Below are 23,746 nucleotides of genomic sequence, written 5' to 3'. Positions count from 1 at the left end.
GCGATGGCCGCCGCCGGTCGGAGGGGCCGTTTTGGTCCCGTGCCTATTTGAAGATCTGGGGCGGAAAGCTGCTGAGCGCCGCCTTGCCGGCTCCGTCGCCGATCGACAGGTGCTTGCCGTCGGGTGCCCAGGCCAGCGCGGTGACGGGCGCGCCGGAAGGGCGCAGCACCAGCTCGTCCCCGTGGCCGATCTGGGCGATCACGATCTGGCCGTTCTCGTAGGCGGCGGCGACGAGCTTCTTGGTCGGATGGACTGCGATCCGGTCGATAACGACGAGACCGCGCCGCCCGGTTTCCAAGACGCCGGCCTTCGCATCGTCGAAGGGGAGTTCCGCCGTCGACCACGCCGTTATTCGGAACGCGCCGGAGGTAACGAGTGCGTGCGCAGCCGTGCTGAAGGCGGCTGTGGCGACGGGGCCGGGATAGCCGCCGACCAAAGCGGAGCGCCCGGTTTCGGCCTCGATCAATCCGAAGCCTGAGGTCTCAAGCGGGCAGGCGATCCAGCGTCCGTCGCCCGACCAGGCCATCCCGGTGACGGCGGCGGGAAAGTCGGCCGCGACGGAGGTCTTCTGCGAGTCGGAGAGGTCGATGATGCGGACGGTGTTCCCCTCCGCGACCGCCAGGCGGCTTGCATCGGAGGAAAGCGCGAGACACCCGACTGCGCCGCCGGCGAGGCCCTCGAGCTCCCGCGCTTGTCCGTCCCGTGCGATCTGGATGCGGGTTCCGTCGCTTGCCGCGGTGATGTCCGCGCGATGATCGAGCGCGGTGACGGGCCCGTCGAAGGCGAGGGGCGTCTCGTGGGCGGCGCCGTCAGCATCGATGGCGCGGACCTCTCCGGCGCTGGTCCCGGCGAGAAAAACCCCGTCGTGGGTTGCGACGATCGGCATTGGCCTCTCGCTCAAAACGGTGGTCTTGATCAAAGGGCGGGGCGGAGCCGAGCGCGGTCGGATCGTTGCCTTGCCGACAGAGGGCGTCATCCGGATACGCTCCTGCGGGGGCTCTTCGTCGGCGGTGACGGCGAGCGCAACGGTGCCGTCGTCCAGCGAAAAGGCCGTGACCGAACCGTCATGAGAAAAGCAGGCGTCGCTCACCGCCGCCTCGCACGCCCATTCGCGCGCGAGAAGGTCGTAGAGCGTCACGTTCGCTCGGGGTTGCTGGTTCATTCTCGTTCCTCCCGGAGCAGCGCCTCATCGGTGCGATCGACACGGTCGAAGAGAGCTGCGCTGCTGGCTTGATAGAGACCGGTTCCGATCATTCCGCCGCGTCGAGGCGACGATCGATGTCCGCGACTTCGTCCTCCAGCGCTTCGATCCGCTCCTCGCAGTTCGCCAGCTCTGCTTCGGCTTTAGCCAATTTTGCCTGCGCGTCTTCGAAGACTTCGCCGGCGGTCCCCTCGTCCTCGTTCGTCTCGAAGATCGTTACCCTTTGTATTTCCATATGGAGCGCGCCGATCTTCTGGTTCGCCTTCAAGGCTTCCGCATTGACGGACGACAGGGAAGCGACCAACATCAGACGTCGCTCGAGTAGTTCGCTGGGCTCTTCACGGTCGGCGTCCATTCGAGCCTCCTGTTTCGTTGGGAGTAGAGAGGGATATCGTTCGTCGCGAACAGAGAGGTGATGTGGTGCTTCTAGCCGGCCCACGTTTTTTCAAGACGCTGTGCGACGTCGCCCGTGACCATCTCGGCGAGGCGGGCGCCCGAGCCGCCGGCTTCGAAGCGGCGATCGAAGCCGATGACGGCGTCGCCACGGCGCGTGCCCAGGATGCCCTCTCCGGGCTGGAGCCGGAGATGCGGGAGCGCATCCTGGCGGCGACGCACAAGCGGTTGCGCGAGGATCCGGAGTCCATCCTCCAGCATTGGACTCCGCCCCACTCACTCCCGCAATGAAGCCGGTGGTCGCTCACGATCGCTCTCCCTCATCGTTGGTTCGCGAGGGCGCACGATAGGCTTCGAGCTGGCGCTCCAGACCCGGCGCCTGGGTTTTGAACTGTCGCTCGGCCATGTCGATGTGGCCGCGAAGCTGGTCCCAGATGTCCACGCGTAGAACAGACGTGGTGTCGCCGAGCAGGCGCTCCATCTCGTCGATGCGGACCTGATGGGTCAGCGCCACGCCGGAGAAGACGAAGTCGCGCATCACCAGCGCATGGGTTTCCACGAAGCCGCCGATGAGCGGATGGGTCTCTTTAGTGAAGCCCTGCCGCGCGAGTTCCTCGGCGATGAAATCGTGGAAGTGCTGCTGAAGCCGGTACTGGCTCTCGCCGAGAAAGCGCATCACGAAAACCAGGTCTCGCGCCATCAGTCGGGCGAGGTCGGCCGTCACATCGTCGCCGGCGGTTGCCTTCGGCCAGGACGATCCGGCTGGGCCTGAGCTTCCCTTGGTCATGGCGCTCGCCATCGGTCCTTTCTGCCTGCTGCTTCTTTATATAGATTCACGTTACGAAATAAATCATGTCAACAATACCGAGAAAATAAATTTAGTTACTCGTGATACGAATTTTGCGCTGCAATAATTGTATTTCTTTACAGGTGTAAATTCTATTTGTCTCAAAATTTTACAGAATCTGCTGTGCCGTTCAGGGGGATTTTGTCCTTTGATTTGAATTATTATTGTTCTTCAAGGGCTTAAAAAGTTGGCACGGCGATTGCGATAGCTGGGGTCAAGAAGAAGCCGTCGCGTGGCGGTGGCCCAATCCCATCGGTTGTCGACCGGTGCCTTTGGGCTCTCACGGGGCGTCACAAGAACGAAGGGACGGGAGGAGACAGGGCGCGTCGGATGCGGGCCTCTCCTTGAGCACCTTTGCCGTAGTCGAACTACCGCGCTTGGGCGGTCGGGTGCGTCGTTGCCCGCCGGACCGGTGACGGGAATTCCGAAACTTGCGGCATGCAGGCCGCTTCTCGCGGGCGACGGCTCGCGACCCAGAACCTTTTTAGGGGAGAAGAAGCATATGACGTCTTTGACGCTCAACAAGATCACGTCGCAGCGGGGCATCTCTGTTGGCGAAGCGACCAAGAAGATCTCCGATCTCGGCTGGAATCCCAGCTACGTCCAGGAAGCGATGACGTTTCCGACCGACTACAAGATCTCCAAGGCGCCGCGCGACCCGATGAAGCAGGTGCTGCGCTCCTATTTCCCGATGCAGGAGGAAAAGGACAACCGCGTCTACGGCGCCCTGGACGCCGCGCTGCGCGGGGACATGTTCCGCAACGTGGAGCCGCGCTGGGTGGAGTGGATGAAGCTCTTCCTGGCGATCATCCCGTTCCCGGAGATTTCCGCCGCCCGCTCCATGGCGATGGTGGCCCGGCTGGCGCCCGGGGAGGATCTCAGGACCGGCTTCACCATGCAGATGGTCGACGAGTTCCGCCATTCCACGATTCAGATGAACCTGAAGAAGTGGTACATGGAGAACTATATCGATCCGGCCGGCTTCGACATCACGGAGGAGGCGTTCGGCAAGTGCTACGCTACCACCATTGGTCGGCAGTTCGGTGAGGGCTTCATCACCGGCGACACCATGACCGCCGCGTGCATGTACCTCACCGTCGTGGCGGAGACGGCGTTCACCAACACGCTGTTCGTGGCGATGCCGTCGGAAGCCGCCCGCAACGGCGACTACGCCCTGCCGACGGTGTTCCTGTCGGTGCAGTCCGACGAAAGCCGACACATCGGCAACGGTCACTCCATGCTGATGGCCGCCCTCAAGGAGCCGGAGAACCATCTGCTGCTGGAGCGCGACCTGCGCTATGCCTTCTGGCAGAACCACGCCATCGTGGATGCGGCGATCGGGACGTTCATCGAATACGGTACGACCAACCGCGACAAGGATAAGGAGTCCTACGCGGAGATGTGGCACCGCTGGATCTTCGAGGACTACTACCGCACCTACATGCTGCCGCTGGAAAAATACGGCATCAAGATCCACCACGACGACGTCCAGGAAGCCTGGAAGCGGCTGACCGAGAAGTTCTACGTGCACAACGTGGCGCAGTTCTTCGCCGTCGGCTGGCCGGTCAACTTCTGGCGCATCGAGGCCCAGACCGATCGCGACTTCGAGTGGTTCGAGGCCAAGTATCCCGGCTGGTATGCCCAGTTCGGAGAGTTCTGGCGCTGGTATGACAAGCTCAGCCACCGGGGCCAGAAGATCATCACGTTCAACGAGGATACGGGCTACGTTTATCCGCACCGGTGCTGGAATTGCCTGGTGCCGTGCCTGATCCGCGAGGACATGGTGGTCGACGAGATCGACGGCAAGCTGCACACCTTCGCCCACGAGATCGATCGCTGGACCGCGGTGGAGGCCTTCGCCGACGAGTACGAAGGGCGCCCGACCCCGGCGATGGGCCGCTTCAGCGGCAAGCGCGAATGGGAGACGCTCTATCACGGTTGGGATCTGGCCGACGCCATCAAGGATCTCAACTTCGTGCGTTCCGACGGCAAGACGCTGGTGCCGCAGCCGCACCTGCGCTTCGACGACAAAGAGATGTGGACCCTCGACGATGTGCGCGGGTACACGCTCCAGTCGCCGCTCACGCTGTTGCGTGAGATGAGCCCGGAGGACCGCGAGCAGCACATCGCGGAGTACCGCGCCGGGTTCACGATCAACCCCTGCCGCTAACCCGCAAGCCCGAAGACGGAGGCCGGCCGACGGCCTCCGTCCCACGGACATCGTTCGCCGCCATGGACCCGTTTGGTCCGTGAACGGCGGAGCTTTGGGGAGACCAAGCTCATGAGTACAACGCATACCGTGCGCCTGGAGCCGGTCGACGTCGAATTCGAGGTCGAAGACGGCGAGACGGTACTCAACGCGGCGTTCCGGCAGGGGATTTCGTTGCCCCATGGCTGCAAAGAGGGCCAATGCTCGGCCTGCAAATGCATCCTTCTGGACGGCGAAGTCGATCTACTCAAATATTCGACCTTCGCGCTCAACGATATGGAGAAGGAAAGCGGCCATATTCTGCTGTGCCGCTCGATTGCCTACTCCGACATGGAGGTCGAGCTCCTCAACTACGACGAGGAGATTCTGTCGAAGTCGATTGCCGTCAAGACGTTCTCAGGCGAGATCACGCAGATCGATCGGCTGACCCATGACATCCGCGGGATCCGGATCGCACTGGACTCGCCGATGAAGTTCTGGGCGGGGCAGTATGTCGACATCACGGTCACCACGGAAAAAGGGGAGACGATTACGCGCTCGTTCTCCATGGCAAATACGCCGGACCAAGCGGAAGAACTCGCCTTCATCATCAAAAAATACCCGGAAGGACGCTTCTCCGGAGAACTCGACGCCGGCGGAATCCGGGCTGGAGCAGCCGTCTCCGTCACCGGACCCTACGGAACCTGCTTCCGGCGGGAGGACCGGGAAGGACCGGTGATCCTGGTTGGCGCGGGATCCGGCATGGCGCCGATCTGGTCGATCCTTCACGACCATCTGGCGAGTGGCGAAGACCGCGCGGTCTATTTCTTCTACGGCGCCAGGACGCAGGACGACCTGTTCCATCTGGATCGGATCGAGGCGCTTCTTGCCGATCATCCCGGCGTCCACTTCATCCCGGTGCTGTCCCATGCCGACGACGACGCCGACTGGTCCGGCGATCGCGGCTTCGTCCACGAAAGGGTCGATGCCGTTCTCAAGGACCTCGACCTGGACGGAGAGGGCGACGTCTATGCCTGCGGTCCGCCACCGATGATCGATGCGCTGCAGCCCGTCCTGTTCATGAACGGCTTCGACGCGGAGCGGGTGTTCTTCGACCGCTTCACGACGTCGACGGCGTCGGTGGAGGAGCCGGCGCTCGTTTCCACCGCCGCGCGCTAGAGCGGCGGACCGTCACCAGCCAACCACCATCCAAGCAATAAGCGAATGAGAGGGAGTGAACACCATGACAGTCTTGTCGAGCTCGGTCGGATCCGGCGCAGCCGGAGCGGCCATCTTCGCCGACTCCGATAGCCGGAAATATCGCTATTTCCAGCCGCGCGGGAAGCGCGCCACCCACTACGAGGACGTAACGGTCGACGTCCAGCCCGATCCGGAGCGCTACCTGATCCAGGACTGGATCATCTCGTTCGCCGACGCGAAAGGGGCCTACGACAAGGGCAGCACCGCCGCGAAGAGCTCCAACTGGCATGCTTTCCGCGCGCCGGATCAGGAATGGGAGCGCACCCACTACCAGCGTCAGTCGAAGATCGAGACGATGGTGCAGAGCGTCATCTCGAACGGCCGGAAATCCGGTGCGGTTCGGGCCTTCGACGGCGCCTGGATCAAGCTTCTGCAGACGCATCTGGGCGCCTGGAAGCACGCCGAGTTCGGCCTGGGCACCTCGCTGATGCAGGCCCAGCGCTACGGCTACACGCAGATGATCAACAACGCGACGCTGACCAATTCGTCGTACAAGCTGCGCCTCGCCCAGGACATCACCCTCTATCTTGCCGAAATCGGCATGGACATCGAGGGCTGGGACGACACCCGCGGCAAGACGGCTTGGCTGGAGGACGGGATCTGGCAAGGGACTCGCGAAGCGGTCGAGACGATCATGGGCTGCGCCGACTATCTGGAACAGTATTTTGCCATCAACATCGTGTTCGAGCCGCTGGTGGGCGAGTTGTTCCGTTCCGGATTCCTCATGCAGGTCGGTGCCGCAAACAGTGACTTCATGACACCGGCGGTGATCTCGGCGGCTGAGGCGGACTACGAGCGCAATCTCGCCAACACCATCGACCTCATGTACCTGCTCGCCAACGACGAGACCTATTCCAACCACAATCGCGGTCTCTTCGAAAGCTGGCTGATGAAGCACCGCACGCTCGCCGAGAAGGCGGCGCAGGGGCTGCAGCCGATCTGGTCCATGCCTCATTCCAAGCCGGTGTCGTTTGAGGATATGCGCGCCGTTTCGCGCGAACGCTTCGGACAGATCGTGTCCGAGCTCGGTCTCTGAACCTCAACCAGCCTCGGTCGTCCGGGTTCTGTCCCGGCCGCCACATGCCGTGGCGGCGCGGTGCCGGATCCGGATCCCCCATGAGCCTGAGCGGACTGCGGTCCGAGTATATCTGGAGCAACCGAAATGTCGAATACAGCCCGCGACTCCTCACACGCCAATATCTTCAAGTCGATGAAGGACATCACCTTCGAGCAGACCATCTCCGATCAGTGCGGCGTGACCATGAACGACTCCGTCGAAGCCCGCGCGATCGCCGAGTTCATGTCGAAGAAGGACGGTGTCACTGTCACCTATCAGCCGGCTCTCATCCGCATCGACGGACACGACAAGCTGATCTTCAAGATGGATGAGATCAGCGACTATCTCGGTCGCGACATGACGGCGGAGATGTTCGAGGTGAATACCTCGACACACTACGGCCGGATGGTTCGTGTCGACGACAATACCGTGATCCTGTTCGGAAACATGGATGAGGTGATGGAATATATCTGAGCCGAAGAGCAAGGCCGCGGCTCTTTGGTGATCTGCCGGCGAGCCGCGGGTATCCGCGTAATCCTGGGGAGGAAACCAATGTTTATCACGCCCGAAGGCAAGGAAATCTTCGTCGTCGACGGCCACGCCCATTTCTGGGATGGCTCGCCGGAAAATCAGCGCAACATTCACGGCAAGCAGTTCATCGAATGTTTCTATGCCTATCACATGGCGCTGAGCCCGCCGGATCAGCTCTGGGACAAGGCGAAGTTCGAGAAATACACCGAGGAAGATCTTTACCGGGATCTGTTCGTCGACGGTCCGGACGATGTCGCGATCATCCAGTCCACTTACCTTAAGGACTTCTACAAGAACGGGTTCAATACGCTGGAAAGCAACTCGGTGATGGCCGAGCGCTATCCGGATCGGTTCATCGTCAACGGCTCCTTCGATCCGCGCGATGGCGAACTGGCGCTCGAATATATCCACTTCATGAAGGAGACCTACGACATCCAGGGCATCAAGCTCTACACCGCCGAGTGGCGAGGCGAGTCCAAGGGCTGGAAGCTGAACGATCCCAACGCCTATCGTTGCTTCGAGCTCTGCGAGAAGCTCGGCATCAAGAACATCCACGTCCACAAGGGCCCGACCATCCTGCCCTTGAGCAAGGATGCCTTCGATGTCCACGACGTGGACTATGCCGCCACGGATTTCCAGAATCTGCGCTGGATCGTGGAGCATTGCGGCCTGCCGCGCCTGGACGATTTCTGCTGGATCGCGGTGCAGGAGACGAACGTCTATGGCGGTTTGGCGGTGGCGCTGCCGTTCATCCACTCGCGGCCGCGCTATTTCGCGGAGATCATGGCCGAGCTCCTGTTCTGGGTCGGCGAGGACAACATTCTGTTTGCCTCCGACTATGCGATCTGGACGCCCAAGTGGCTGGTGGAACGGTTCTGGGATTTCGAGATCCCGGAGGACATTGCCCAGGCCCGCGGCGTGCAGCTCACGCCGGAGATCAAGGAGAAGATCCTCGGGCTGAATGCGGCCGCGCTCTACGACATCGACATTGCGGCCAAGCGCAAGCAGTTCGCGGACATGCCGGTCACGGTGGCGGCGGAGTGAGCCCCATGGTCTGCGAGAGAGACAGGCGGGAGGTCGAGGCGTGGGAACGCCTCGACTTCGTGAACGACCCGGAGCTGGACGAGCCGGTGACGGACATGGGCTTCATCGAAGCGCTCGGCGTGGCCGACGACGGCGATGTCGAGGTTGCCTTCCGACTGCCCACCTACTGGTGCTCGCCCAACTTCGCCTTTCTCATGGCCGACGATATCCACCGAGAGCTGTCGGCGCTGCCGTGGACGCGTGAGGTGCGGGTGACCCTGCACGATCACATGTTCGCCGATCGGCTGAATGCGGCCGTTGCGGATGGGCGGGGGTTCGAGGAGATCTTCGACGACCTCTCCACCGGCGAGGACATGGATGGATTACGGGCGAAATTCGCGCGCAAGGCGTTCGACCGTCGGCAGGAGGCCTTGCTCTTGGGGTTGCGAGTGGCCGGGTGGTCGGCGGAGGCGATCGTCGCCATGACGGTTGACGAGCTGGCCGAGGCGGACTTCACACCGCTTTCCCGGACGGACGCCTCCAACGAGATCGCGGCGGAGGCCCGGCGTCAGCGCCCGCGCTATCTGATGCTGGCGCGCCGGCAAGGGCTTGTTTCCGGGGCGGAAGACCCCGCCTTCGTGCAGTTCGATGGCGCCCCCATCCCCGCCCAGGAGCTCGACGACCACCTCGGACGGCTGCGGGCCGTGCGCGTCAACATGGAGTTCAGTGGCGCGTTATGCCGGGGGCTCAAGGCGAGCCGCTACAAGGAGCGGCCCTCGGTCAAGGGCGACCTGACACTGGTGGATTTCATCCCTGGTTCCGTGCCCGCCGCAGAGATGGACAAGCACGATCGGCGCGCCTGAGGCGCGGCAACGATGGCCGAGGGTCGCCGGACCTCCGGCGGCCTTCAACACCAACCAGAACAGAACACGAGCGCGCCGGCTGGACACGCAGCGGTGCGGGAGGAGCTCTTATGTCCAAATATCTGCTTCACAAGTCCGCCGCTCGACGAGCGCTCGCCCGTGGCGTGGCGCAGCTTGCCGCCGCCGTCGAGCCGACACTTGGCCCGAAAGGGCTGAACGCGATGATTGATCGGCCGATCGGAACGCCGATCATCACTCGCGACGGCGTCAGCATCGCCAGCGAGATCGAGCTTCCGGATCGCTTCGAGAATATGGGCGCGCAGGTGGTGCGCGAGGTCTCCATGCAGACCAACGAGGTCGCGGGCGACGGAACGACCACGGCGATCGTGTTGGCCAACGCGTTGATCCAGGGCGGTGTCGATGCCGCGGAACGCGGCAGCAAGCCGGTCGATCTGTGCAAGGGCATCAACCTTGCCGTGGAAGAGGTCGTCAAGGCGCTGACGGCGTCGGCCCGTAAGACCCAGGGCAACGGAATGTTGCGCGCGGTCGCCGATATCGCCGCCACGGACCCGCAGCTCGGGGCGCTGGTGGCGGAGGCGTTCGAGCGCATCGGCAGCGACGGTGTGATCTCCACCGACTTCAGCGTGACGACCGAAACCTGGCTCGACGTCGTCGAGGGCATGTCGTTCGATCGCGGCTATCTCTCCCATCACATGGTTACCGATCAGGAGAAGATGGAGGTCGTGCTGGACCGGCCGCTGATCCTGATGACCGACCTGAAGATCAAGGATCCCGTCGAGCTCGACGCGGCCCGCAAGATCGCCGACGAGGCCGGGCGGCCGTTGATGATCGTGGCGGAGGAGGTGGCGCCGGACGTCGTCGTCACGTTGCTCGGCAAGGGCGGTGTCGGCCGCTATCTGGTGGTGCATCCGCCGGAGTATGGTCACTGGCGCAAGGCCATGATGGAGGATTTGGCGATCCTCACCGGTGGCCGCGTCATCGCCAAGGATCTCGGCGGCTCGCTGCAAGCTGTCACCGCGGAGGATCTCGGCACCGCCGAGCAGGTGCGAACCAGCGCCTCTTATACCTCCGTGATCGGTGGGGAAGGGGATCAGGCCCAGATTGCCGCGCGCCGGGCCCAGGTTCAGCGCCAATATGACAATGCCCCGCCCAACATCGAGCAGGACAAGCTGCGCGAACGCCTCGCCAAGCTTTCCGGCGGCACGGCGGTGCTTCATGCCGGCGGCGTGACGCCGGTCGAGCAGAAGCGGGTGATCCAGCTCATCGAGGATTCGCTGGCGGCCGTGCGCGCGGCGTTCGAGGACGGCGTGGTGGCCGGCGGCGGCTCGGCGTTGGCGCAGATCGCGCCGGTACTCGATGCGATCGAGGACGCAGTCGACGGCGATGTCGCGGAAGGCGTGCAATTGGTGCGGGCGATCCTGGTTCGCCCGCTCTGGATGATCGCCTCCAACGCCGGCTCGGAAGCCGACGCGGTGGTCGCCGAGGTGACGCGCGTCAACGGCGGATATGGCTACAACGCCGCCACCGGCACCTTCGGCAACATGTACGAGGCCGGCATCATCGACCCGCTGCGCGTGACCGTCTCCGCGCTCAAGAACGCCGCCTCGGTGGCGACCTTGATCCTGACCACGGAGACACTTGTCGGCGATTTGGCGGAAGACGAAGACCCGACCGCCGGGCCGACCCGCGGTGGCGGCGCGGAGCTGCTCGGCCGTCCCTGACGGCCGGGTGCGTTCATCCAAGACAACCGAAGATGTGAGGAGGCGTCCATGAAAGCGGCCATGCTTTACGAATACGATCCGGCCATGAACGTGCAGCTCAAACTGGAGGAGGTGAAGGAGCCAACGATCACGGAGCCCGATGAGGTGATCGTCCGGGTGGGAGCCGCCGGCCTGTGCCGCACCGACCTGCACATCATCGAGGGCATCTGGAAGCCGACGATGGATCCGGACGGACACCTGCTGCCTTACATCATGGGGCATGAGAACGCTGGCTGGGTCGAGGAGGTCGGCCCGAGCGTGAAGTCCGTGAAGCCGGGAGACGCGGTGATCTGCCACCCGTTCCGCTCGTGCGGCGTCTGTCTCAACTGCCGCCATGGCGAAGACATGCATTGCGAGAACGGCAGTTTCCCGGGCCTCGGCATGAATGGCGGCTTCGCGGAATATTTCGTGACCTCGGAGCGGTCCCTGATCAAGCTGAAGAAGGGCATCATGCCGATTGAGGTAGCGCCGCTGGCCGATGCCGGCATCACCGCCTACCGGGCCGCCAAGCGTGCCTCCAAGCTGTTGCGGCCGGGAAGCTACTGCGTGCTGTTCGGGATCGGCGGGCTCGGCCACATCGCGCTGCAGTCGCTGCATGCGATCTCGGGCTGTCGGATCATTGCCATCGACAAGGAGCCCGCGGCCCAGCAGCTCGCGAAGGAGCTTGGCGCGGATTTCGTGCTGTCGGGCGGGCCGGACGTCATCGAGGAGGTCAAGGAGATCACCAGCGGCGGCGCCCACGTGGTCATCGATTTCGTCGGCGAGCTCGGGCTGGAGAATGTGTGCTGGAAGATGGTGCGCAAGGGCGGCCAGCTTTTCGTCGTCGGCTATGGCGGCACGATCGAGGTGCCGACGATCCAGCTCGTTATCGAGGAGATCAACATCGGCGGCAGCCTGGTGGGCAACTTCACCGAGCTGGTCGAGCTGATGGAGCTCAACGCGGACGGCAAGGTGAAGATGCACTACAGCGAATACAATCTCGCGAACATCAACACTGCGATCGACGACTTCAAGAATCGACGCTTTCCCGGCCGTGGGGTCATCGTGCCGTAAAGCGTTTCCAGGAAAAGTGGGTACCGGTTTTCCGTCCGGAAACGCGGCAAGCGAATAGGTCAGGGTCGTCGTCTATCCGGTGAAGTTCATCGCGACGGCCCGGTCCCTTCAAAGGCGGCGGTGCGGTTTATTCCGTGTCGCCGCCTTCGGTCTGCCGCCGGGCCGGTTTCAGCTCCGACCACAACGACCAGATCAGAGAAATCGCGGCGAGCGCCAGGAATGCGGCACAGACCGGCCGGGTGATGAGCGGCAGATAGCTGCTGTCGTAAATCACCAGCCCGGAGCGCAGGTTGGTTTCTGCGATCGGCGTGAGAATATAGGCGATGATGAACGGCCCCGCCGGCATGCGGGCCTTCGCCATCACGTAGCCGAGGACGGCGAAGCCGAGCATCACCCAGATGTCGAAGAACCGGCTCGATACGGTGAAAGCTCCGATGAAGCAGAACACCACGATCGCCGGAAACAGGTAGAATTTATTGACGTACATCAGCCGGGAGAGGAGCGGGGTTGCGACCCACATGATCGCGAGCATGGCGACATTGGCCGCGAACGCGCCGGCAATGACGGTGTAGGCGACCTCGGGATTTTCCGCGAACAGGAGCGGCCCCGGATTGAGGTTGTGGATCACCATCGCGCCGAGCAGGATCGCGGTGATGACGGAGCCGGGGATGCCCAGCGTGATGAGCGGAACCAGCGCGCCGACGGTGCCGGCGTTGTTGGCGCTCTCGGCCGCGATGATCCCGCGCTCTTCGCCGTGGCCGAAGCGCTCCGGCGTCTTGGACAGCGCCTTGGTGACCGAGTAGGCGGCGATCGACGCGGTGGTGCCGCCGACACCGGGAAGAATGCCGATCCACGAACCGATTACCGACGAGCTGATGAAGGTTCCGGCATAGGTCTTCAGGTCGCGCAGTCGCATGGAGACGCGCGCCGAGGCGCGGACCCGCTCCGTGATGGGCGAGCCGGCATTCTCGCAATCGACGAGCACCTGGCCGAGAACGAGCACGCCCAGAATGACAGGCAGCAGCGCGAAGCCGTTGTCGAGGCTGGAAAGGCCGAAGGTGAGCCGGAGACTGCCGGACGACGGATCGATGCCCGGCATCGAGAACAGGGCGCCGAGGGCGGCGGCAAGCAGGCCGTTGAGGAGCGACCCCCGCGACACCGCCGCAATCAGCGTCAGCGCGACGACGGTCATTGCGAAGATCTCGTAGGGTCCGAACCGAACCGCGACCAGCGAGAGCGGTGGCGAGAGAGCGGCCAAAATCGCCCAGGCGATCAGGCCTCCCACGAACGAGCCGAGGACGCCGAGGCCAAGCGCGCGGGCCGGCTGTCCGCCGGCGGCCATCGGGTAGCCGTCCAGCGTGGTCATGATCGCGGCTTCCGTACCCGGCATCCGCATCAGGGTCGCGCTGATCAGTCCGCCGGTCGTGGCGCCGATATACATGGAGACGAGCAGCAGAAGCGCATCGCCTCCGTCCATGAAATAGGTGGTCGGCAGCGCCAGCGAGATCACCACCGCGCCCGACAGGCCGGGAATGGCGCCGACCAGAATGCCGACCGCCGTTCCGATCAGGACCCAGACGAACCCGGTCGTGAAAACGTAGAGATAAATGTCGAGCATTGTGCGCCTTTAGGGCGTTTCCAGGCCAAGTGGACCCCGGTTGGCCGTCCGGAAACGCGTCGAAACAATAACTGAGACCCGCTCGGTGGTTCCGTGAGAAGCGGAACGGGGCTAGCCGCTGTTCGGGCCGTACGTCTCAAAGGTCGACGTAGAGAAAGTGCTTGAACAGAAGATCGAGCCCTACGCTGGTTGCAATGGCGAAGGCGAGGAGCACCACAAGGGCGCGAGCCGAGAGCCGGCCGACCATCGTCCACGTTGCGACGAACAGAAAGAGGCTGGTGACGATCCGAAAATCGATCTCTGTCCTTGAAAGCGCCAGGAGGTAGAGGACGGCGAGCCCCAGCATTTTCGCCGGCCCAAGATGCAGGCGTCGGGTCTCCGGCTCTTCCTCGTGGGATACCGCGGACCGCACCAGGGCGAGGCTCTTCATCAGCACGAGTGCCAGCGTGATGATGGCCACGGCCCGCGGAAATGCGGCGGTTCCGAGCGGCTCGTAAGGGGAGCTGGCCACCGAGGCCAAGGCATAGAGCCCCAGCCCCGCGACGACGGCCGCGATGGCCAGGAAGACCATCGCAGCCGCATTTTTCCCAAGTCCGGCGAATGTCATCCGATCTGCCCTTTGGATGGGGATGGCCGGATCAGTTCTTCGTCGAGGTTTGTTTTACCAGGTCGGCCAGGTCGAGATAGGACTGGTAGTCTGCGTCGATCGCCGCCTGCAATTCCTCGCCCACGAGGATCTTGAGGTCCTCGCTGTTGCGGTCGAGGTAGGTCTGGACTTCTTCGCTCTGAAGCGCCTTCGTCAGAACGTCCGCGAGATAGGCGACCCGCTCCGGCGGCGTGCCTTCCGGCGCCCAGTAGCGCCGACGCAAGCAGCCTTCGACGTCATAGCCCTGCTCCTTGGCGGTGGCGAGGTCGGGCTTGTCGTCGAAGCGCTCGCTGCCGAGGGCGGCGAGCGGGCGCAGGTCGTTCTTGCCCTTCGTCAGCCAAGGTGCGGACATCAGCGCCATGTCGGTGAAGCCGCCCTTCATGGAGGCAAACCGCTTGGACGTGCCGCCGGTGGGCACGATCGCCCATTGGGTGTCCGCCTGCTGCATGAGCTGAGCGGAGGGGAAGTGGGTGGAGCTGCCGATGTCGTCGGCCTGCTTGATCTCGCCGGGATGCTCCTTGGCGTAGGTCAGGAACTCCTCGAGAGTCTGGAACTCCGATTCGATCGGAACCGCGACGAACAGGCAGCTCTCGCTTGCCTGGATGACCGGCTGCAGGTCGGCGGGCGTGTACTCGACACGGCCGAGGGCGGAGACGGCGAACATCTCCTGGTGGATCTGCAGAAGCGTGTAGCCATCCGGCTCGGCATTCAGCACCTGACGGGTGCCGACCGTGCCCGCGGCGCCGTCGGCGTTGACCACCACCAGCGGCACGGGCAGCAGGTCGTGCTTGTCGACGGCGGCTTGCACGGCGCGCGCGAGCCCGTCGCTGCCGCCGCCCGCGCGGAACGGAATGATCAGTTTGATGGGCTTATCGGGATATTCCGCTTTCGCCGGATGAACGGCTGCACCGAAGCCGAGGGCTGCAGCGACGGCGGCGACTATGAAGGGTCTCATCGGTTTCCTTCCTCCCTGTGGGATCGATCGGGCGCATCGACGCGCCTCTTGCTTGATCTGCGCCGATTAGTTTTTTATCCAACTTTCTTGTTGTCAACGATCTCGTATGGTTTTTTTCAAAGTCGCATCTGCCGACGCAGTGAAACGAGGAAAAGGGAGAAACGCGTGAACCTGACGATCGAGGAGGTAACGGCCTATCCAGCCTACATTCCCGTCACGTTGCCGCTCGGCGAGGTGAGGGCGGAAACCGCCCTGTCGTGCGTCGTGGTGGAAATTCGCACGGCCGACGGGGTCGTCGGGCACGGCTATACCGCGATTACGGACGAGGAGGTCGTTGCGGCTGCGGTGCGCGAGGTGGCGGCCCCGAATCTGATCGGGCTCGATGCTCTCGATCGCGAGCGAATCGCGGAACGCCTCTATTGGTTGCTGACGCCGCGCGGCCAGACCGGCTATGGCAGCCACGTCGTTTCCGCCGTGGACCTGGCGCTGTGGGATATCCTGGGCAAGGCGACGGGCCAGCCGTGCTGGCGGCTGCTCGGCGGGGCGCGGAACGAAGTTCCGCTCTATGTGACGTTCGGGTTCGGCTCGCTGGACCGCGACCAGCTCGCCGCTGCCGCAAGCCACCTCAAAGCCGATGGCGTGACGCGGTTCAAGATGGTGGTGGGCCATCATGCGTTGGCACGGCGCGGCCACAACCGGGATCTGCGCGAGCATGTGCTGGAGGACATTGAGCGCGTGCGCGTGGTGCGTGAGGCGATCGGTGCGCAGGCGGAGCTCTATATCGACGCCAATTGCAGCCTCGACCCGACCTGGGCGCGCTTCCTCGCCGATCGGTTGGCGGAGTTCGACATCTCCTTCTTCGAGGAGCCGGTGCGCGACAACGACGTCGCCCATATGCGCGGCTTGCGCGAACAGACCGGCCTTCCGGTGGCCGCGGGTCAAAACGAGGGGCAGCTTTTCCGCTTCCGGGATCTGTTGACGGGGGGCGCGGTCGACGTGATCCAGCCCAATGTCGTGATCTGCGGCGGGTTCACGGCGGGCCTGAAGATTGCCGGCATGGCGCAGGCCCACAATGTCGAGATCGCCAACGGCGGTGCGTTCCCCTTCCACAACATGCATCTTCATGCGGGACTGGCCAATGGCGGGCTGGTCGAGTGGCACCTCATCTCCGTGGAAATGTGCAAAGCGCTCTATGGCGACCTGCCGGAACGCTCGGGCTCGATGCTCAAGCTTCCCGACACGCCAGGGCTCGGCTTCACCGCTAACGGGGACGCGTTGCGCGCGTTTGCGCAGCGGCCGACGTCGCGCGGAGCCGGCAAGGGCTGAGGCGATGGCGGGAAGCTGGAGTTCGGTCGACGATCTTCGTCTCAGAGCGCGGCGGCGGCTGCCGCGCTTCGCCTTCGATTTTATCGATGGCGGGGCGGGAAACGAGGCCAGCCTGGGCCGCAATGTGGAGGCCTATCGGCAGGCGACGCTGGTGCCGCGGATCTTGCGCAACGTCGACGGCGACCTTGCGACCGAAACCACGCTTTTCGGCAGGACGTGGCGGGTGCCATTCGGTGTCGCGCCGATCGGCATGGCCGGCATCGCCTGGCCCGGCATCGATGGCTGGCTTGCGGCGGGGGCGGAGCGCGCTGGCGCGCCCTACACGGCCTCGACGCCGGCCACTGCCACGCTGGAAGAGCTTCGTACCGCTGCGCCGACGGTCTCGTGGTTCCAGCTTTATGTCGGGCGGGAGCAACGGATCGTCGACGATCTCCTGCATCGGGCCGAGGCCGCCGGCTACGAGACGCTGCTGGTCACCGCAGACGTGCCCAAGCCGGGCAAGCGCCTGCGCGATATCCGCAACAGCTTCATGCTGCCCTTGCGGCCGAGCGTGCGGATGGCCCTCGACGTCGCGATCCATCCGGGCTGGTCCTGGGCGATTGCGCGCTCCGGATCGCCGAGATTCTGCAATCTGGAGCGCTACACCAAGAACAGCTCCGCCAGTTCGCTTGCCGAGTTCATGGCTTCGCAAAGCTCCGGCCGGCTCGACTGGGCGCTGTTCGACCACATTCGCAAAACCTGGAAGGGCCGGATCGCCCTGAAAGGGGTGCTGTCGCCGGAAGACGCGGTGGAGGCGGCGCGCCGAGGCGCCGACGCAGTCGTCGTGTCGAACCATGGCGGGCGCCAGCTCGCGTCCGCACCGGCCACGCTGCATGCGCTCGGAGCCGTTCGCGACGCGCTCGGGCCCGATTTCACCGTGCTGCTCGATGGCGGCATCCGCAGCGGGGAGGACATTTTGAAGGGTCTGCTCGCTGGCGCCGACTTCGTGCTGATGGGCCGGCCGTTCGTGTTTGCCGTCGGCGCCTATGGACAAGAAGGGGCGGAGCGCGTGTTCGAGCTCTTGAGAGCGGAACTCGTCAATGCCATGGGCCAAATCGGTCTGAGCGATATCGCCGACCGGGGGGCCTTTACAGACTGCCTGTGCCTCGGCTGAGGTGGTGAGCGCGTGCCGGCTCGGTCCGGGCCCATTGGAGATGGATGACGTCGTGACGATTGTAGAAAGCACACGTGAGGCCCGCCCCCAGTCCGAGGTCGAGCTCGGCCTCCTGGAGGAATTTATCGGGTTCTACCTCCGTCTTGCCTACGAGAGTGCGTTCCACGACTTCTCCGAGGTGCTTGGCCCCGATTCGCTGAAGCCCGGCAATTTCGCTTTGCTGTCGCTCATCTTCGAAAATCCCGGCATTACCCAGACGGTGCTGGCGCGCACCAGCGGGCGCGACAAATCCAGCGTGACGGCCGGGCTTCGACAATTGGAGGACAAAGGGCTGATCGAGCGGGTCCGCCTCGAGGACGATCGCCGCTCCTATGCCAGTCACGTCACGGCCGAGGGCCGGATCGTCTACGAGCGTATCGCGGTGAAGGCGCACACCCATATGCGCCGGCTCGACGAGATCATTGGCGCGGACCGCAAACCGATGCTGCTGGCCGCCTTGAAAGACATCGTCGCCGGTCTGAATGACGCAAAGATGGATGCGACGCTCGCCGGATCAGATTGATTCGCTGGAGCGTTTCCAGGCCAAGTGGAAACCCGTTGGCCGTCCGGATTGTGGGTCCTGACCCTAGCCGCCGATGATCGGCGGCTTGCCGGAATCGACGCGGCGGATGCCTTCCTTGGCGGGAGCGTAGCCGGGCTGCAAGGTGAGGGCGCGGTTGTAGGCCGCGCGCGCCTTGTTCAGATCGCCCTTGGCTTCCAACGCCAGGCCGCGGTTGGCCCAGGCCTCGGCGTAGCTCCGATTGAGCGCGAGCGCCTGGTTGAAGTCGTCGAGCGCCGAATCGATGTCGTTGAGCGCGAGATAGGACACGCCGCGCCCGTTGTAGGGCTCCGGATTGTTCGGGCCGAGCCCGATCGCGGTGGCGAAATCCTCAATGGCGCGCTGGTGCTGGCCCTGGGCCTGGTAGATCAGGCCGCGATTGTGGAACGCACGGGCATCGGAGGAATCGACACGGATTGCCGTGTTGAAGTCCTGCAGGGCGCGGCTGTAGTTGCCGTTCTGGCGAAACAGATTGCCGCGGCCGATCAGGGCGACGTCGTAGGACGGGTCGATCGCGAGCGCGGAGTTGTAGTCCTTCAGCGCCGCGTTGAGTTCGCCCATGCGGCGATAGACCAGCGCCCGATTGGCATAGGCCTGGTAGTAGCGCGGATTGAGCTGGATCGCCCGGTCGAAATCCTCCAGCGCACGGCGATTGTCGCCGGCCTGGCCGTAGGCGGTGCCGCGGATGTTGTAAGCGGTCGGATCGTTCGGGTTGGCCTCGACCACGCTGGTGAGGGAGGCGATGTTCACCGAAGAGCCGGCCCGCGGGTCGAGAACGCTGCTTGATCCCGAGAGGCCCGCGCCGCCACTCTGGCACGCTGCCAGGGCTATCGCAAGCGAGCCCAGGAGCGCGACGCGTCCCATCGCGCCAAAGCGATTCCGCGTGGATGACACCATCACCCGCCTCTTGCGTTGCATCGTCCGACCTGCCTTCTGGCGCGTCCGAAGCGCGATGTCACCCGCAGGATTTCCGAGTCGCAGTCTTGTGATCGGTTGATCGAAGGCCTTGAAGCGGTCGCTTCGGTCTCAGAAAAAGGCGTGGGTCCGCCGCGATCGCCAAATGGGGACCGTTGTCCCTGATCCAGGACCGCCTTGCGGCGGACACCCTTCCCCCGACCAAAAGAAATGCGATCGATCGAGATCCAGGAGCGGGCCACACGGACATCAGCCGCCGCCCGCTCGGGGAAGCGCCTTAGCGCTTCTTGCCCGGAAGCAGACCTTCGCGCTGCGCCCGCTTGCGTGCCAACTTGCGCGCCCGGCGAACGGCTTCCGCCTTTTCGCGCGCCTTCTTCTCCGACGGCTTCTCGTAATGATTGCGCATCTTCATCTCGCGGAAGATGCCCTCTCGCTGCATTTTCTTCTTAAGTGCCTTGAGAGCCTGGTCGACGTTGTTGTCACGAACGAGAACTTGCACGTATCTGCCCTGCTTTCGCCTGTCTCAGTTTCGGTTCTGGACCCGTTTCCGATCCCGAAGAGAACGGCGGGAGCCGGAAATGGTTCGAAGCCCGACCGTAAGAAACGCAGGTCCGCCGGATGAAGCCATCCTGCAGCCGCGCCAGATCGAGCGGAAAAATCGGATCGCTCTCGCACCTGAGAGCGCAAACTAAACCCGCCGGCCTCGCTTCCGAGACGGCGGCCCGTGCCGCGCAGAAAGCGCAACAGAGCGGGCTATCTATCAGATCGGCCCGTGCCTGTCCACGCTCAGCGCATGCTTTTCGGCGCGTTTGCGATCGGGCGCACGCGGTTCACGTGCCCCATCTTCCGGCCCGCACGGGCCTCGCGCTTGCCATAGAGATGGAGATGCGCGCCCGGCTCGGCAAGAAGGGCGGGCCAGCGATCGACATCGGCGCCGATCAGGTTTTCCATCTCCACGTCGAAATGGCGGGCAGGGGCGACCAGCGGCCAGCCCGCCACGGCCCGGATATGGTTCTCGAACTGCGAGGCGGCGGTGCCGTCCTGGCTCCAATGGCCGGAATTGTGAACGCGCGGAGCGATCTCGTTGGCGACCAGCCGTTCGTCCGCCCCGTCTCCCACCACGAACAGTTCCACGGCGAGCACGCCGATATGATCGAGGGCGGTCGCCACCCGCCGACCGAGCTCGCCTGCCTCCGTGGCGGTCTTTTCCGAAATTGCGGCCGGCACGCGGCTGAATTTCAGGATGTGGTTGGCATGGGCGTTTTCCGCGATGTCATAGACGGCGGTCGCGCCATCGAGGCCGCGTGCGACGACCACGGAACACTCGATGCGGAAATCGACGAGCCCCTCCAGCACGGCGGGCTGGCCGCCGATTTCGTCGAAGGCGCGCGCGGCGTCATCGGCGCTGTGCAGCTTGGTCTGGCCCTTGCCGTCATAGCCGAACCGGCGGGTCTTCAGGATCGCCGGGGCGCCGATGTCGGCGAGCGCGGCCTTCAGATCGTCGACGCTGTCGATCGCCGCATAGGGGGCGACCGCGATGCCGGCCTCGGTCAGGAAGTGCTTCTCGGAGAGCCGGTCCTGGCAGATCGACAGCGAGCGCTCGCCCGGCCGAATCGGCGCGTGCGGGGCGATATGGGCCAGGGTCTCCGCCGGTACATTCTCAAATTCGTAGGTGACCACGTCGACGGCTTCGGCGAACGCCTTGAGCGCGGCGGCATCGGTATAGTCGGCGACGGTCGCGGTCTTGGCGGCCCGGAAGGCGGGGCTGTCGGGATCGGGGCAAAAGATGTGGCAATCGAGGCCGAGCGGGCCTGCGGCAAGCGCCAGCATGCGGCCGAGCTGTCCGCCGCCCAGAATGCCGATGGTGTCGCCCGGCGACAGCGCGCCGGCGGTCGGGATGTCAGACATCGTCGGATGGAAACTCCGCAACGGCCTCGCTCTGGCGGGTGCGCCAGGCGGTGAGCCGATCGGCCAGGGGCGCGTCGGAAAGGGCTAGCACCGAGGCGGCGAGAAGGGCGGCGTTGACGGCGCCGGAGCGGCCGATCGCCAGCGTGCCCACCGGAACGCCCGCCGGCATCTGCACGATCGACAACAGGCTGTCCTCGCCGGAGAGCGCCCGGCTTTCCACCGGCACGCCGAACACGGGAAGCGTGGTGAGCGCCGCCGTCATGCCCGGAAGATGGGCCGCACCGCCGGCGCCGGCGATGATCACCTTGACCCCGCGTGCCTTCGCCGACTTGGCGAAGTCGACCATGCGTTCGGGCGTGCGATGGGCGGAGACGATGCGCGCCTCGTAGCCCACGCCGAGCGCGTCCAGGGTCTCGGTGGCGTGGCGCATGGTGCTCCAGTCCGACTGGCTGCCCATGATGACCGCGACCGGGGGCGCGGATGAAGCCATGGCGGAGGGCTCCTCTCGTCTCGATCCAATCGGCGAGCGGCGATCGTCACACCGCGATGCCGGTTCGCACGAACTGCGGAAAGCCGGCGATGTAGCGAAGCGGAGGCGCGGGCGCAAGGCGGCCCGTGCGGATCTCCTCAGCCGGAGACGGGATCTCTTCGTGCCCGACGCGGCAGGCGAGACGCAGCGGGCGATCGGAAGACCGCAAGGCGTCAGGCGATAATGTCGGGAAGCAGGACGTCTTGAAGATAGTGGATGCGGTCCTTCAACTGGAGCTTGCGCTTCTTCAGCCGCTGGATCTGGAGCTGGTCGCTGACGCCCTTGCCCGCCAGGGCTTCGATCGCCGCATCCAGGTCGCGGTGCTCCTCCTTCAGGCGCACCAGCTCCTGAAGCGGCGTCTCCGCATTCTCCTCACTCATGGCCGACCAACTCCTGCCGTGCCGGGTCGTGATTTCGACAAATTGAGCCGTTCCCATCTCGTTCAGCGCCGGGAGCTCCGAACGGAAAATGCACCGGGGGGCGTGCGGGGATATCCGCGCGCATGCTGCCGGCGCCGCCAACCTAACGCTTCGCCTGAAGCGAGGGTGCTATAGCATGGATCACCGCTTTTCGGGAGGTTTTCGCATGCCGGGCGCGAATGGATGATTTGTTCGCCGGCGAACCCTTTCCAAGCTGGCCAAGAGGCCCCAACTCTAATTGTTGCAGCCCCTTGCGGCTGTGGCAGACTGTCTTTGTTGATACCCTATTCGGGAGGTACGCGATGACGATGGAAGCGCACGTTGCCGAGCTCGAACGGCGCCATGCGGCGCTTGAGCAGGAGCTCCACACGGCGATGATGCAGCCTGCGACCGACGACCTCACCGTCGCCTCGATCAAGCGCCGAAAGCTGGCGCTGAAAGACGAGATCGAACGCCTTCGAGGCGGGCCTATGAACGGGAACCACAGCGCGGTCGCGTCGTAACAGCGGACCGGAGACGCGGCGAAGGCCAAGGCATCCCAAGGCGGCCTTCGCCGATCTCGACATCGACAAAAATCCGTCGGCGTCGCCTTCCGAGGGAAGGCGGAGAACTTTTTGTTTTTCTATTTTTGATTGATTCGATGCCGCCTCACATCAAGAGGCTCGTGGCGCCGTCCCATATCAGCTTCAGCCCGACCACGAAGACGAACACGTAAAGCACCCGGTAGAACGCTTCTTGGGGCACGACCTTCACGAGCCAGATGCCGAGCAGAATGGCGGCGATCGCCACCGGAAACAGCACCGCCGAGGTTTCCAGGTTGGCGGTGGAGAACTGGCCGAGCAGGAAATAGGGCACCAGCTTGGTAACGTTCAGCGCGAAGAAGAACATCACCGCGGTGCCGGCGAACATGCGTTTTTCCATCTGCAGCGGGATCGCGTACATCTGGTAGGGTGGACCGCCGGCGTGGCTGACGAAGCTCGTAAAGCCGGCAAGCGCGCCCCAGAGCGTTCCCTTCACGGGGCTGTGGGCGGGCGGCACATGGTCGCTCGGGCGCCTGCGCTTCAAAACCCAATGGTCGAGCGAGAAGACGACGGCGACCAGCCCTACCATCAGGCGCACCATGGCCTCGTCCACCGACGACGCCAGCGCATAGCCGAGCGCGATGCCCACGAATGCGCCCGGTAGCGTCATGATCAAGACGGTCTTGTCGAAGGTCCGCCGGTAGCTCGCGACCGCGATCAGATCCATCAGCACCAGGATCGGCAGCATGATCCCGGCCGCCTGGATTGGAGAGATCACCAGCGTCATCAGCGGTACGCCCAGCAGCGCGATCGATCCTCCGAAGCCGCCCTTGGAAATGCCGACGACGATGACGGCGGGAATGGCGCAAAGATAAAAGATCGGATCGGTGATCATGGAGTCCTTGGTTCGGCAGACGTCGATTTGATTTTTGGCAAGGCGGGCGAGGATGGTTTCGTGTCA

General features: G+C 64.1%; 25 protein-coding genes. 13 read left to right on the top strand and 12 right to left on the bottom strand.

Annotated elements, in window-relative coordinates; all coding sequences use genetic code 11:
• Positions 1-43: 43 nt before the first annotated feature.
• Together HNS03_RS04275 and HNS03_RS04270 are read right to left on the bottom strand one after the other, a co-directional pair.
• Positions 44-1,162 (bottom strand): WD40 repeat domain-containing protein, encoded by a 1,119-nt coding sequence (locus HNS03_RS04275; RefSeq protein WP_367193370.1) that lies wholly within the window; start codon positions 1,160-1,162, stop codon positions 44-46.
• Positions 1,163-1,250: 88 nt separating this feature from the next.
• Entirely contained in the window at positions 1,251-1,556 is a 306-nt protein-coding gene (locus HNS03_RS04270; RefSeq protein ID WP_367193369.1) for a hypothetical protein, read from the bottom strand.
• 62 nt (positions 1,557-1,618) lie between these two features.
• Here HNS03_RS04270 and HNS03_RS04265 point away from each other — a divergent pair, with 62 nt between their 5' ends.
• Complete coding sequence (locus HNS03_RS04265) at positions 1,619-1,885, top strand: hypothetical protein (RefSeq protein ID WP_367193367.1); 267 nt, start codon at positions 1,619-1,621, stop codon at positions 1,883-1,885.
• 13 nt (positions 1,886-1,898) lie between these two features.
• Here the strand turns inward: HNS03_RS04265 and HNS03_RS04260 are convergent, their stop codons facing one another.
• Complete coding sequence (locus HNS03_RS04260) at positions 1,899-2,381, bottom strand: hypothetical protein (protein WP_367193365.1); 483 nt, start codon at positions 2,379-2,381, stop codon at positions 1,899-1,901.
• A 562-nt stretch (positions 2,382-2,943) separates the two neighbouring features.
• On the opposite strand from HNS03_RS04260, the gene HNS03_RS04255 reads away from it, so the two are divergent.
• The 8 genes from HNS03_RS04255 to HNS03_RS04220 all read left to right on the top strand — a co-directional run bounded on the left by HNS03_RS04255 (position 2,944) and on the right by HNS03_RS04220 (position 12,197).
• On the top strand, positions 2,944-4,611 hold the full coding sequence (locus HNS03_RS04255; protein ID WP_367193364.1) for an aromatic/alkene/methane monooxygenase hydroxylase/oxygenase subunit alpha: 1,668 nt from the start codon (positions 2,944-2,946) through the stop codon (positions 4,609-4,611).
• Between the two features lie 111 nt (positions 4,612-4,722).
• Positions 4,723-5,808, top strand: a complete 1,086-nt coding sequence (locus tag HNS03_RS04250) for an NADH:ubiquinone reductase (Na(+)-transporting) subunit F (protein ID WP_367193362.1) — start codon at positions 4,723-4,725, stop codon at positions 5,806-5,808.
• A 64-nt stretch (positions 5,809-5,872) separates the two neighbouring features.
• A complete protein-coding gene (locus tag HNS03_RS04245; protein WP_367193360.1) occupies positions 5,873-6,925 on the top strand; it encodes an aromatic/alkene monooxygenase hydroxylase subunit beta in 1,053 nt (350 codons plus the stop codon).
• Positions 6,926-7,051: 126 nt separating this feature from the next.
• The gene (locus HNS03_RS04240; protein ID WP_367193358.1) at positions 7,052-7,420 is read left to right on the top strand and encodes an MmoB/DmpM family protein; all 369 of its coding nucleotides are present in this window, start codon (positions 7,052-7,054) and stop codon (positions 7,418-7,420) included.
• A gap of 78 nt (positions 7,421-7,498) precedes the next feature.
• Complete coding sequence (locus HNS03_RS04235; protein WP_367193356.1) at positions 7,499-8,521, top strand: amidohydrolase family protein; 1,023 nt, start codon at positions 7,499-7,501, stop codon at positions 8,519-8,521.
• Positions 8,522-8,526: 5 nt separating this feature from the next.
• On the top strand, positions 8,527-9,363 hold the full coding sequence (locus HNS03_RS04230; RefSeq protein WP_367193354.1) for an iron-sulfur cluster assembly protein: 837 nt from the start codon (positions 8,527-8,529) through the stop codon (positions 9,361-9,363).
• Between the two features lie 110 nt (positions 9,364-9,473).
• Positions 9,474-11,105, top strand: coding sequence for a molecular chaperone GroEL (locus tag HNS03_RS04225; protein WP_367193353.1), 1,632 nt, complete (start codon positions 9,474-9,476; stop codon positions 11,103-11,105).
• Between the two features lie 48 nt (positions 11,106-11,153).
• Positions 11,154-12,197 carry an NAD(P)-dependent alcohol dehydrogenase gene (locus tag HNS03_RS04220; protein WP_367193351.1) on the top strand — a complete coding sequence of 348 codons (1,044 nt, stop codon included), beginning with the start codon at positions 11,154-11,156 and terminating at the stop codon, positions 12,195-12,197.
• A 127-nt stretch (positions 12,198-12,324) separates the two neighbouring features.
• Here HNS03_RS04220 and HNS03_RS04215 read toward each other — a convergent pair whose 3' ends face one another.
• The 3 genes from HNS03_RS04215 to HNS03_RS04205 form a co-directional block, all read right to left on the bottom strand.
• Positions 12,325-13,815, bottom strand: a complete 1,491-nt coding sequence (locus HNS03_RS04215; protein WP_367193350.1) for a tripartite tricarboxylate transporter permease — start codon at positions 13,813-13,815, stop codon at positions 12,325-12,327.
• A 136-nt stretch (positions 13,816-13,951) separates the two neighbouring features.
• Positions 13,952-14,422, bottom strand: a complete 471-nt coding sequence (locus HNS03_RS04210; protein WP_367193348.1) for a tripartite tricarboxylate transporter TctB family protein — start codon at positions 14,420-14,422, stop codon at positions 13,952-13,954.
• Between the two features lie 31 nt (positions 14,423-14,453).
• A complete protein-coding gene (locus HNS03_RS04205; protein ID WP_367193346.1) occupies positions 14,454-15,416 on the bottom strand; it encodes a Bug family tripartite tricarboxylate transporter substrate binding protein in 963 nt (320 codons plus the stop codon).
• A 165-nt stretch (positions 15,417-15,581) separates the two neighbouring features.
• On the opposite strand from HNS03_RS04205, the gene HNS03_RS04200 reads away from it, so the two are divergent.
• From HNS03_RS04200 to HNS03_RS04190, 3 genes are read left to right on the top strand one after another with little or no spacing between them, the layout of a single operon-like run.
• Positions 15,582-16,742 (top strand): mandelate racemase/muconate lactonizing enzyme family protein, encoded by a 1,161-nt coding sequence (locus tag HNS03_RS04200; protein WP_367193344.1) that lies wholly within the window; start codon positions 15,582-15,584, stop codon positions 16,740-16,742.
• A gap of 4 nt (positions 16,743-16,746) precedes the next feature.
• Positions 16,747-17,895, top strand: coding sequence for an alpha-hydroxy acid oxidase (locus tag HNS03_RS04195; RefSeq protein ID WP_367193343.1), 1,149 nt, complete (start codon positions 16,747-16,749; stop codon positions 17,893-17,895).
• 52 nt (positions 17,896-17,947) lie between these two features.
• Positions 17,948-18,457, top strand: a complete 510-nt coding sequence (locus HNS03_RS04190; protein ID WP_367193342.1) for a MarR family winged helix-turn-helix transcriptional regulator — start codon at positions 17,948-17,950, stop codon at positions 18,455-18,457.
• 63 nt (positions 18,458-18,520) lie between these two features.
• Here HNS03_RS04190 and HNS03_RS04185 read toward each other — a convergent pair whose 3' ends face one another.
• From HNS03_RS04185 to HNS03_RS04165, 5 genes are all read right to left on the bottom strand, one after another.
• Positions 18,521-19,390: a tetratricopeptide repeat protein gene (locus tag HNS03_RS04185; protein WP_367193341.1), complete on the bottom strand. Its 870-nt coding sequence runs from the start codon at positions 19,388-19,390 to the stop codon at positions 18,521-18,523.
• 295 nt (positions 19,391-19,685) lie between these two features.
• Positions 19,686-19,907 (bottom strand): 30S ribosomal protein S21, encoded by a 222-nt coding sequence (gene rpsU / locus HNS03_RS04180; RefSeq protein WP_367193339.1) that lies wholly within the window; start codon positions 19,905-19,907, stop codon positions 19,686-19,688.
• A gap of 287 nt (positions 19,908-20,194) precedes the next feature.
• Positions 20,195-21,316, bottom strand: coding sequence for a 5-(carboxyamino)imidazole ribonucleotide synthase (locus HNS03_RS04175; protein WP_367193337.1), 1,122 nt, complete (start codon positions 21,314-21,316; stop codon positions 20,195-20,197).
• The gene (purE, locus tag HNS03_RS04170; protein WP_367193335.1) at positions 21,309-21,806 is read right to left on the bottom strand and encodes a 5-(carboxyamino)imidazole ribonucleotide mutase; all 498 of its coding nucleotides are present in this window, start codon (positions 21,804-21,806) and stop codon (positions 21,309-21,311) included. Before purE ends, HNS03_RS04175 begins: the two co-directional genes overlap by 8 nt.
• A gap of 212 nt (positions 21,807-22,018) precedes the next feature.
• A complete protein-coding gene (locus HNS03_RS04165) occupies positions 22,019-22,225 on the bottom strand; it encodes a YdcH family protein (protein ID WP_367193333.1) in 207 nt (68 codons plus the stop codon).
• A gap of 341 nt (positions 22,226-22,566) precedes the next feature.
• Here HNS03_RS04165 and HNS03_RS04160 point away from each other — a divergent pair, with 341 nt between their 5' ends.
• Positions 22,567-22,767, top strand: a complete 201-nt coding sequence (locus HNS03_RS04160; protein ID WP_367193332.1) for a YdcH family protein — start codon at positions 22,567-22,569, stop codon at positions 22,765-22,767.
• Between the two features lie 145 nt (positions 22,768-22,912).
• On the opposite strand, the gene HNS03_RS04155 is transcribed toward HNS03_RS04160, so the two are convergent.
• Complete coding sequence (locus HNS03_RS04155) at positions 22,913-23,680, bottom strand: sulfite exporter TauE/SafE family protein (RefSeq protein ID WP_367193330.1); 768 nt, start codon at positions 23,678-23,680, stop codon at positions 22,913-22,915.
• Between the last annotated feature and the right edge of the window lie 66 nt (positions 23,681-23,746).

The sequence above is a fragment of the Amorphus sp. 3PC139-8 genome (assembly GCF_040750475.1).
Taxonomy (GTDB): domain Bacteria; phylum Pseudomonadota; class Alphaproteobacteria; order Rhizobiales; family Amorphaceae; genus Amorphus.
Note: the sequence above shows the minus strand (reverse complement) of the source record. Positions and strands in the feature narration are given on the sequence as shown.

Coding starts and splice junctions, on each gene's coding strand:
- HNS03_RS04240 (WP_367193358.1), top strand. CDS start 7,052: ATGTCGAATACAGCCCGCGACTCCTCACACGCCAATATCTTCAAGTCG.
- HNS03_RS04250 (WP_367193362.1), top strand. CDS start 4,723: ATGAGTACAACGCATACCGTGCGCCTGGAGCCGGTCGACGTCGAATTC.
- HNS03_RS04235 (WP_367193356.1), top strand. CDS start 7,499: ATGTTTATCACGCCCGAAGGCAAGGAAATCTTCGTCGTCGACGGCCAC.
- HNS03_RS04220 (WP_367193351.1), top strand. CDS start 11,154: ATGAAAGCGGCCATGCTTTACGAATACGATCCGGCCATGAACGTGCAG.
- HNS03_RS04215 (WP_367193350.1), bottom strand. CDS start 13,815: ATGCTCGACATTTATCTCTACGTTTTCACGACCGGGTTCGTCTGGGTC.
- HNS03_RS04205 (WP_367193346.1), bottom strand. CDS start 15,416: ATGAGACCCTTCATAGTCGCCGCCGTCGCTGCAGCCCTCGGCTTCGGT.
- HNS03_RS04175 (WP_367193337.1), bottom strand. CDS start 21,316: ATGTCTGACATCCCGACCGCCGGCGCGCTGTCGCCGGGCGACACCATC.
- HNS03_RS04260 (WP_367193365.1), bottom strand. CDS start 2,381: ATGACCAAGGGAAGCTCAGGCCCAGCCGGATCGTCCTGGCCGAAGGCA.
- HNS03_RS04195 (WP_367193343.1), top strand. CDS start 16,747: ATGGCGGGAAGCTGGAGTTCGGTCGACGATCTTCGTCTCAGAGCGCGG.
- HNS03_RS04255 (WP_367193364.1), top strand. CDS start 2,944: ATGACGTCTTTGACGCTCAACAAGATCACGTCGCAGCGGGGCATCTCT.
- HNS03_RS04165 (WP_367193333.1), bottom strand. CDS start 22,225: ATGAGTGAGGAGAATGCGGAGACGCCGCTTCAGGAGCTGGTGCGCCTG.
- HNS03_RS04210 (WP_367193348.1), bottom strand. CDS start 14,422: ATGACATTCGCCGGACTTGGGAAAAATGCGGCTGCGATGGTCTTCCTG.
- HNS03_RS04245 (WP_367193360.1), top strand. CDS start 5,873: ATGACAGTCTTGTCGAGCTCGGTCGGATCCGGCGCAGCCGGAGCGGCC.
- HNS03_RS04225 (WP_367193353.1), top strand. CDS start 9,474: ATGTCCAAATATCTGCTTCACAAGTCCGCCGCTCGACGAGCGCTCGCC.
- HNS03_RS04160 (WP_367193332.1), top strand. CDS start 22,567: ATGACGATGGAAGCGCACGTTGCCGAGCTCGAACGGCGCCATGCGGCG.
- HNS03_RS04270 (WP_367193369.1), bottom strand. CDS start 1,556: ATGGACGCCGACCGTGAAGAGCCCAGCGAACTACTCGAGCGACGTCTG.
- HNS03_RS04275 (WP_367193370.1), bottom strand. CDS start 1,162: ATGAACCAGCAACCCCGAGCGAACGTGACGCTCTACGACCTTCTCGCG.
- purE (WP_367193335.1), bottom strand. CDS start 21,806: ATGGCTTCATCCGCGCCCCCGGTCGCGGTCATCATGGGCAGCCAGTCG.
- HNS03_RS04185 (WP_367193341.1), bottom strand. CDS start 19,390: ATGGTGTCATCCACGCGGAATCGCTTTGGCGCGATGGGACGCGTCGCG.
- HNS03_RS04155 (WP_367193330.1), bottom strand. CDS start 23,680: ATGATCACCGATCCGATCTTTTATCTTTGCGCCATTCCCGCCGTCATC.
- HNS03_RS04230 (WP_367193354.1), top strand. CDS start 8,527: ATGGTCTGCGAGAGAGACAGGCGGGAGGTCGAGGCGTGGGAACGCCTC.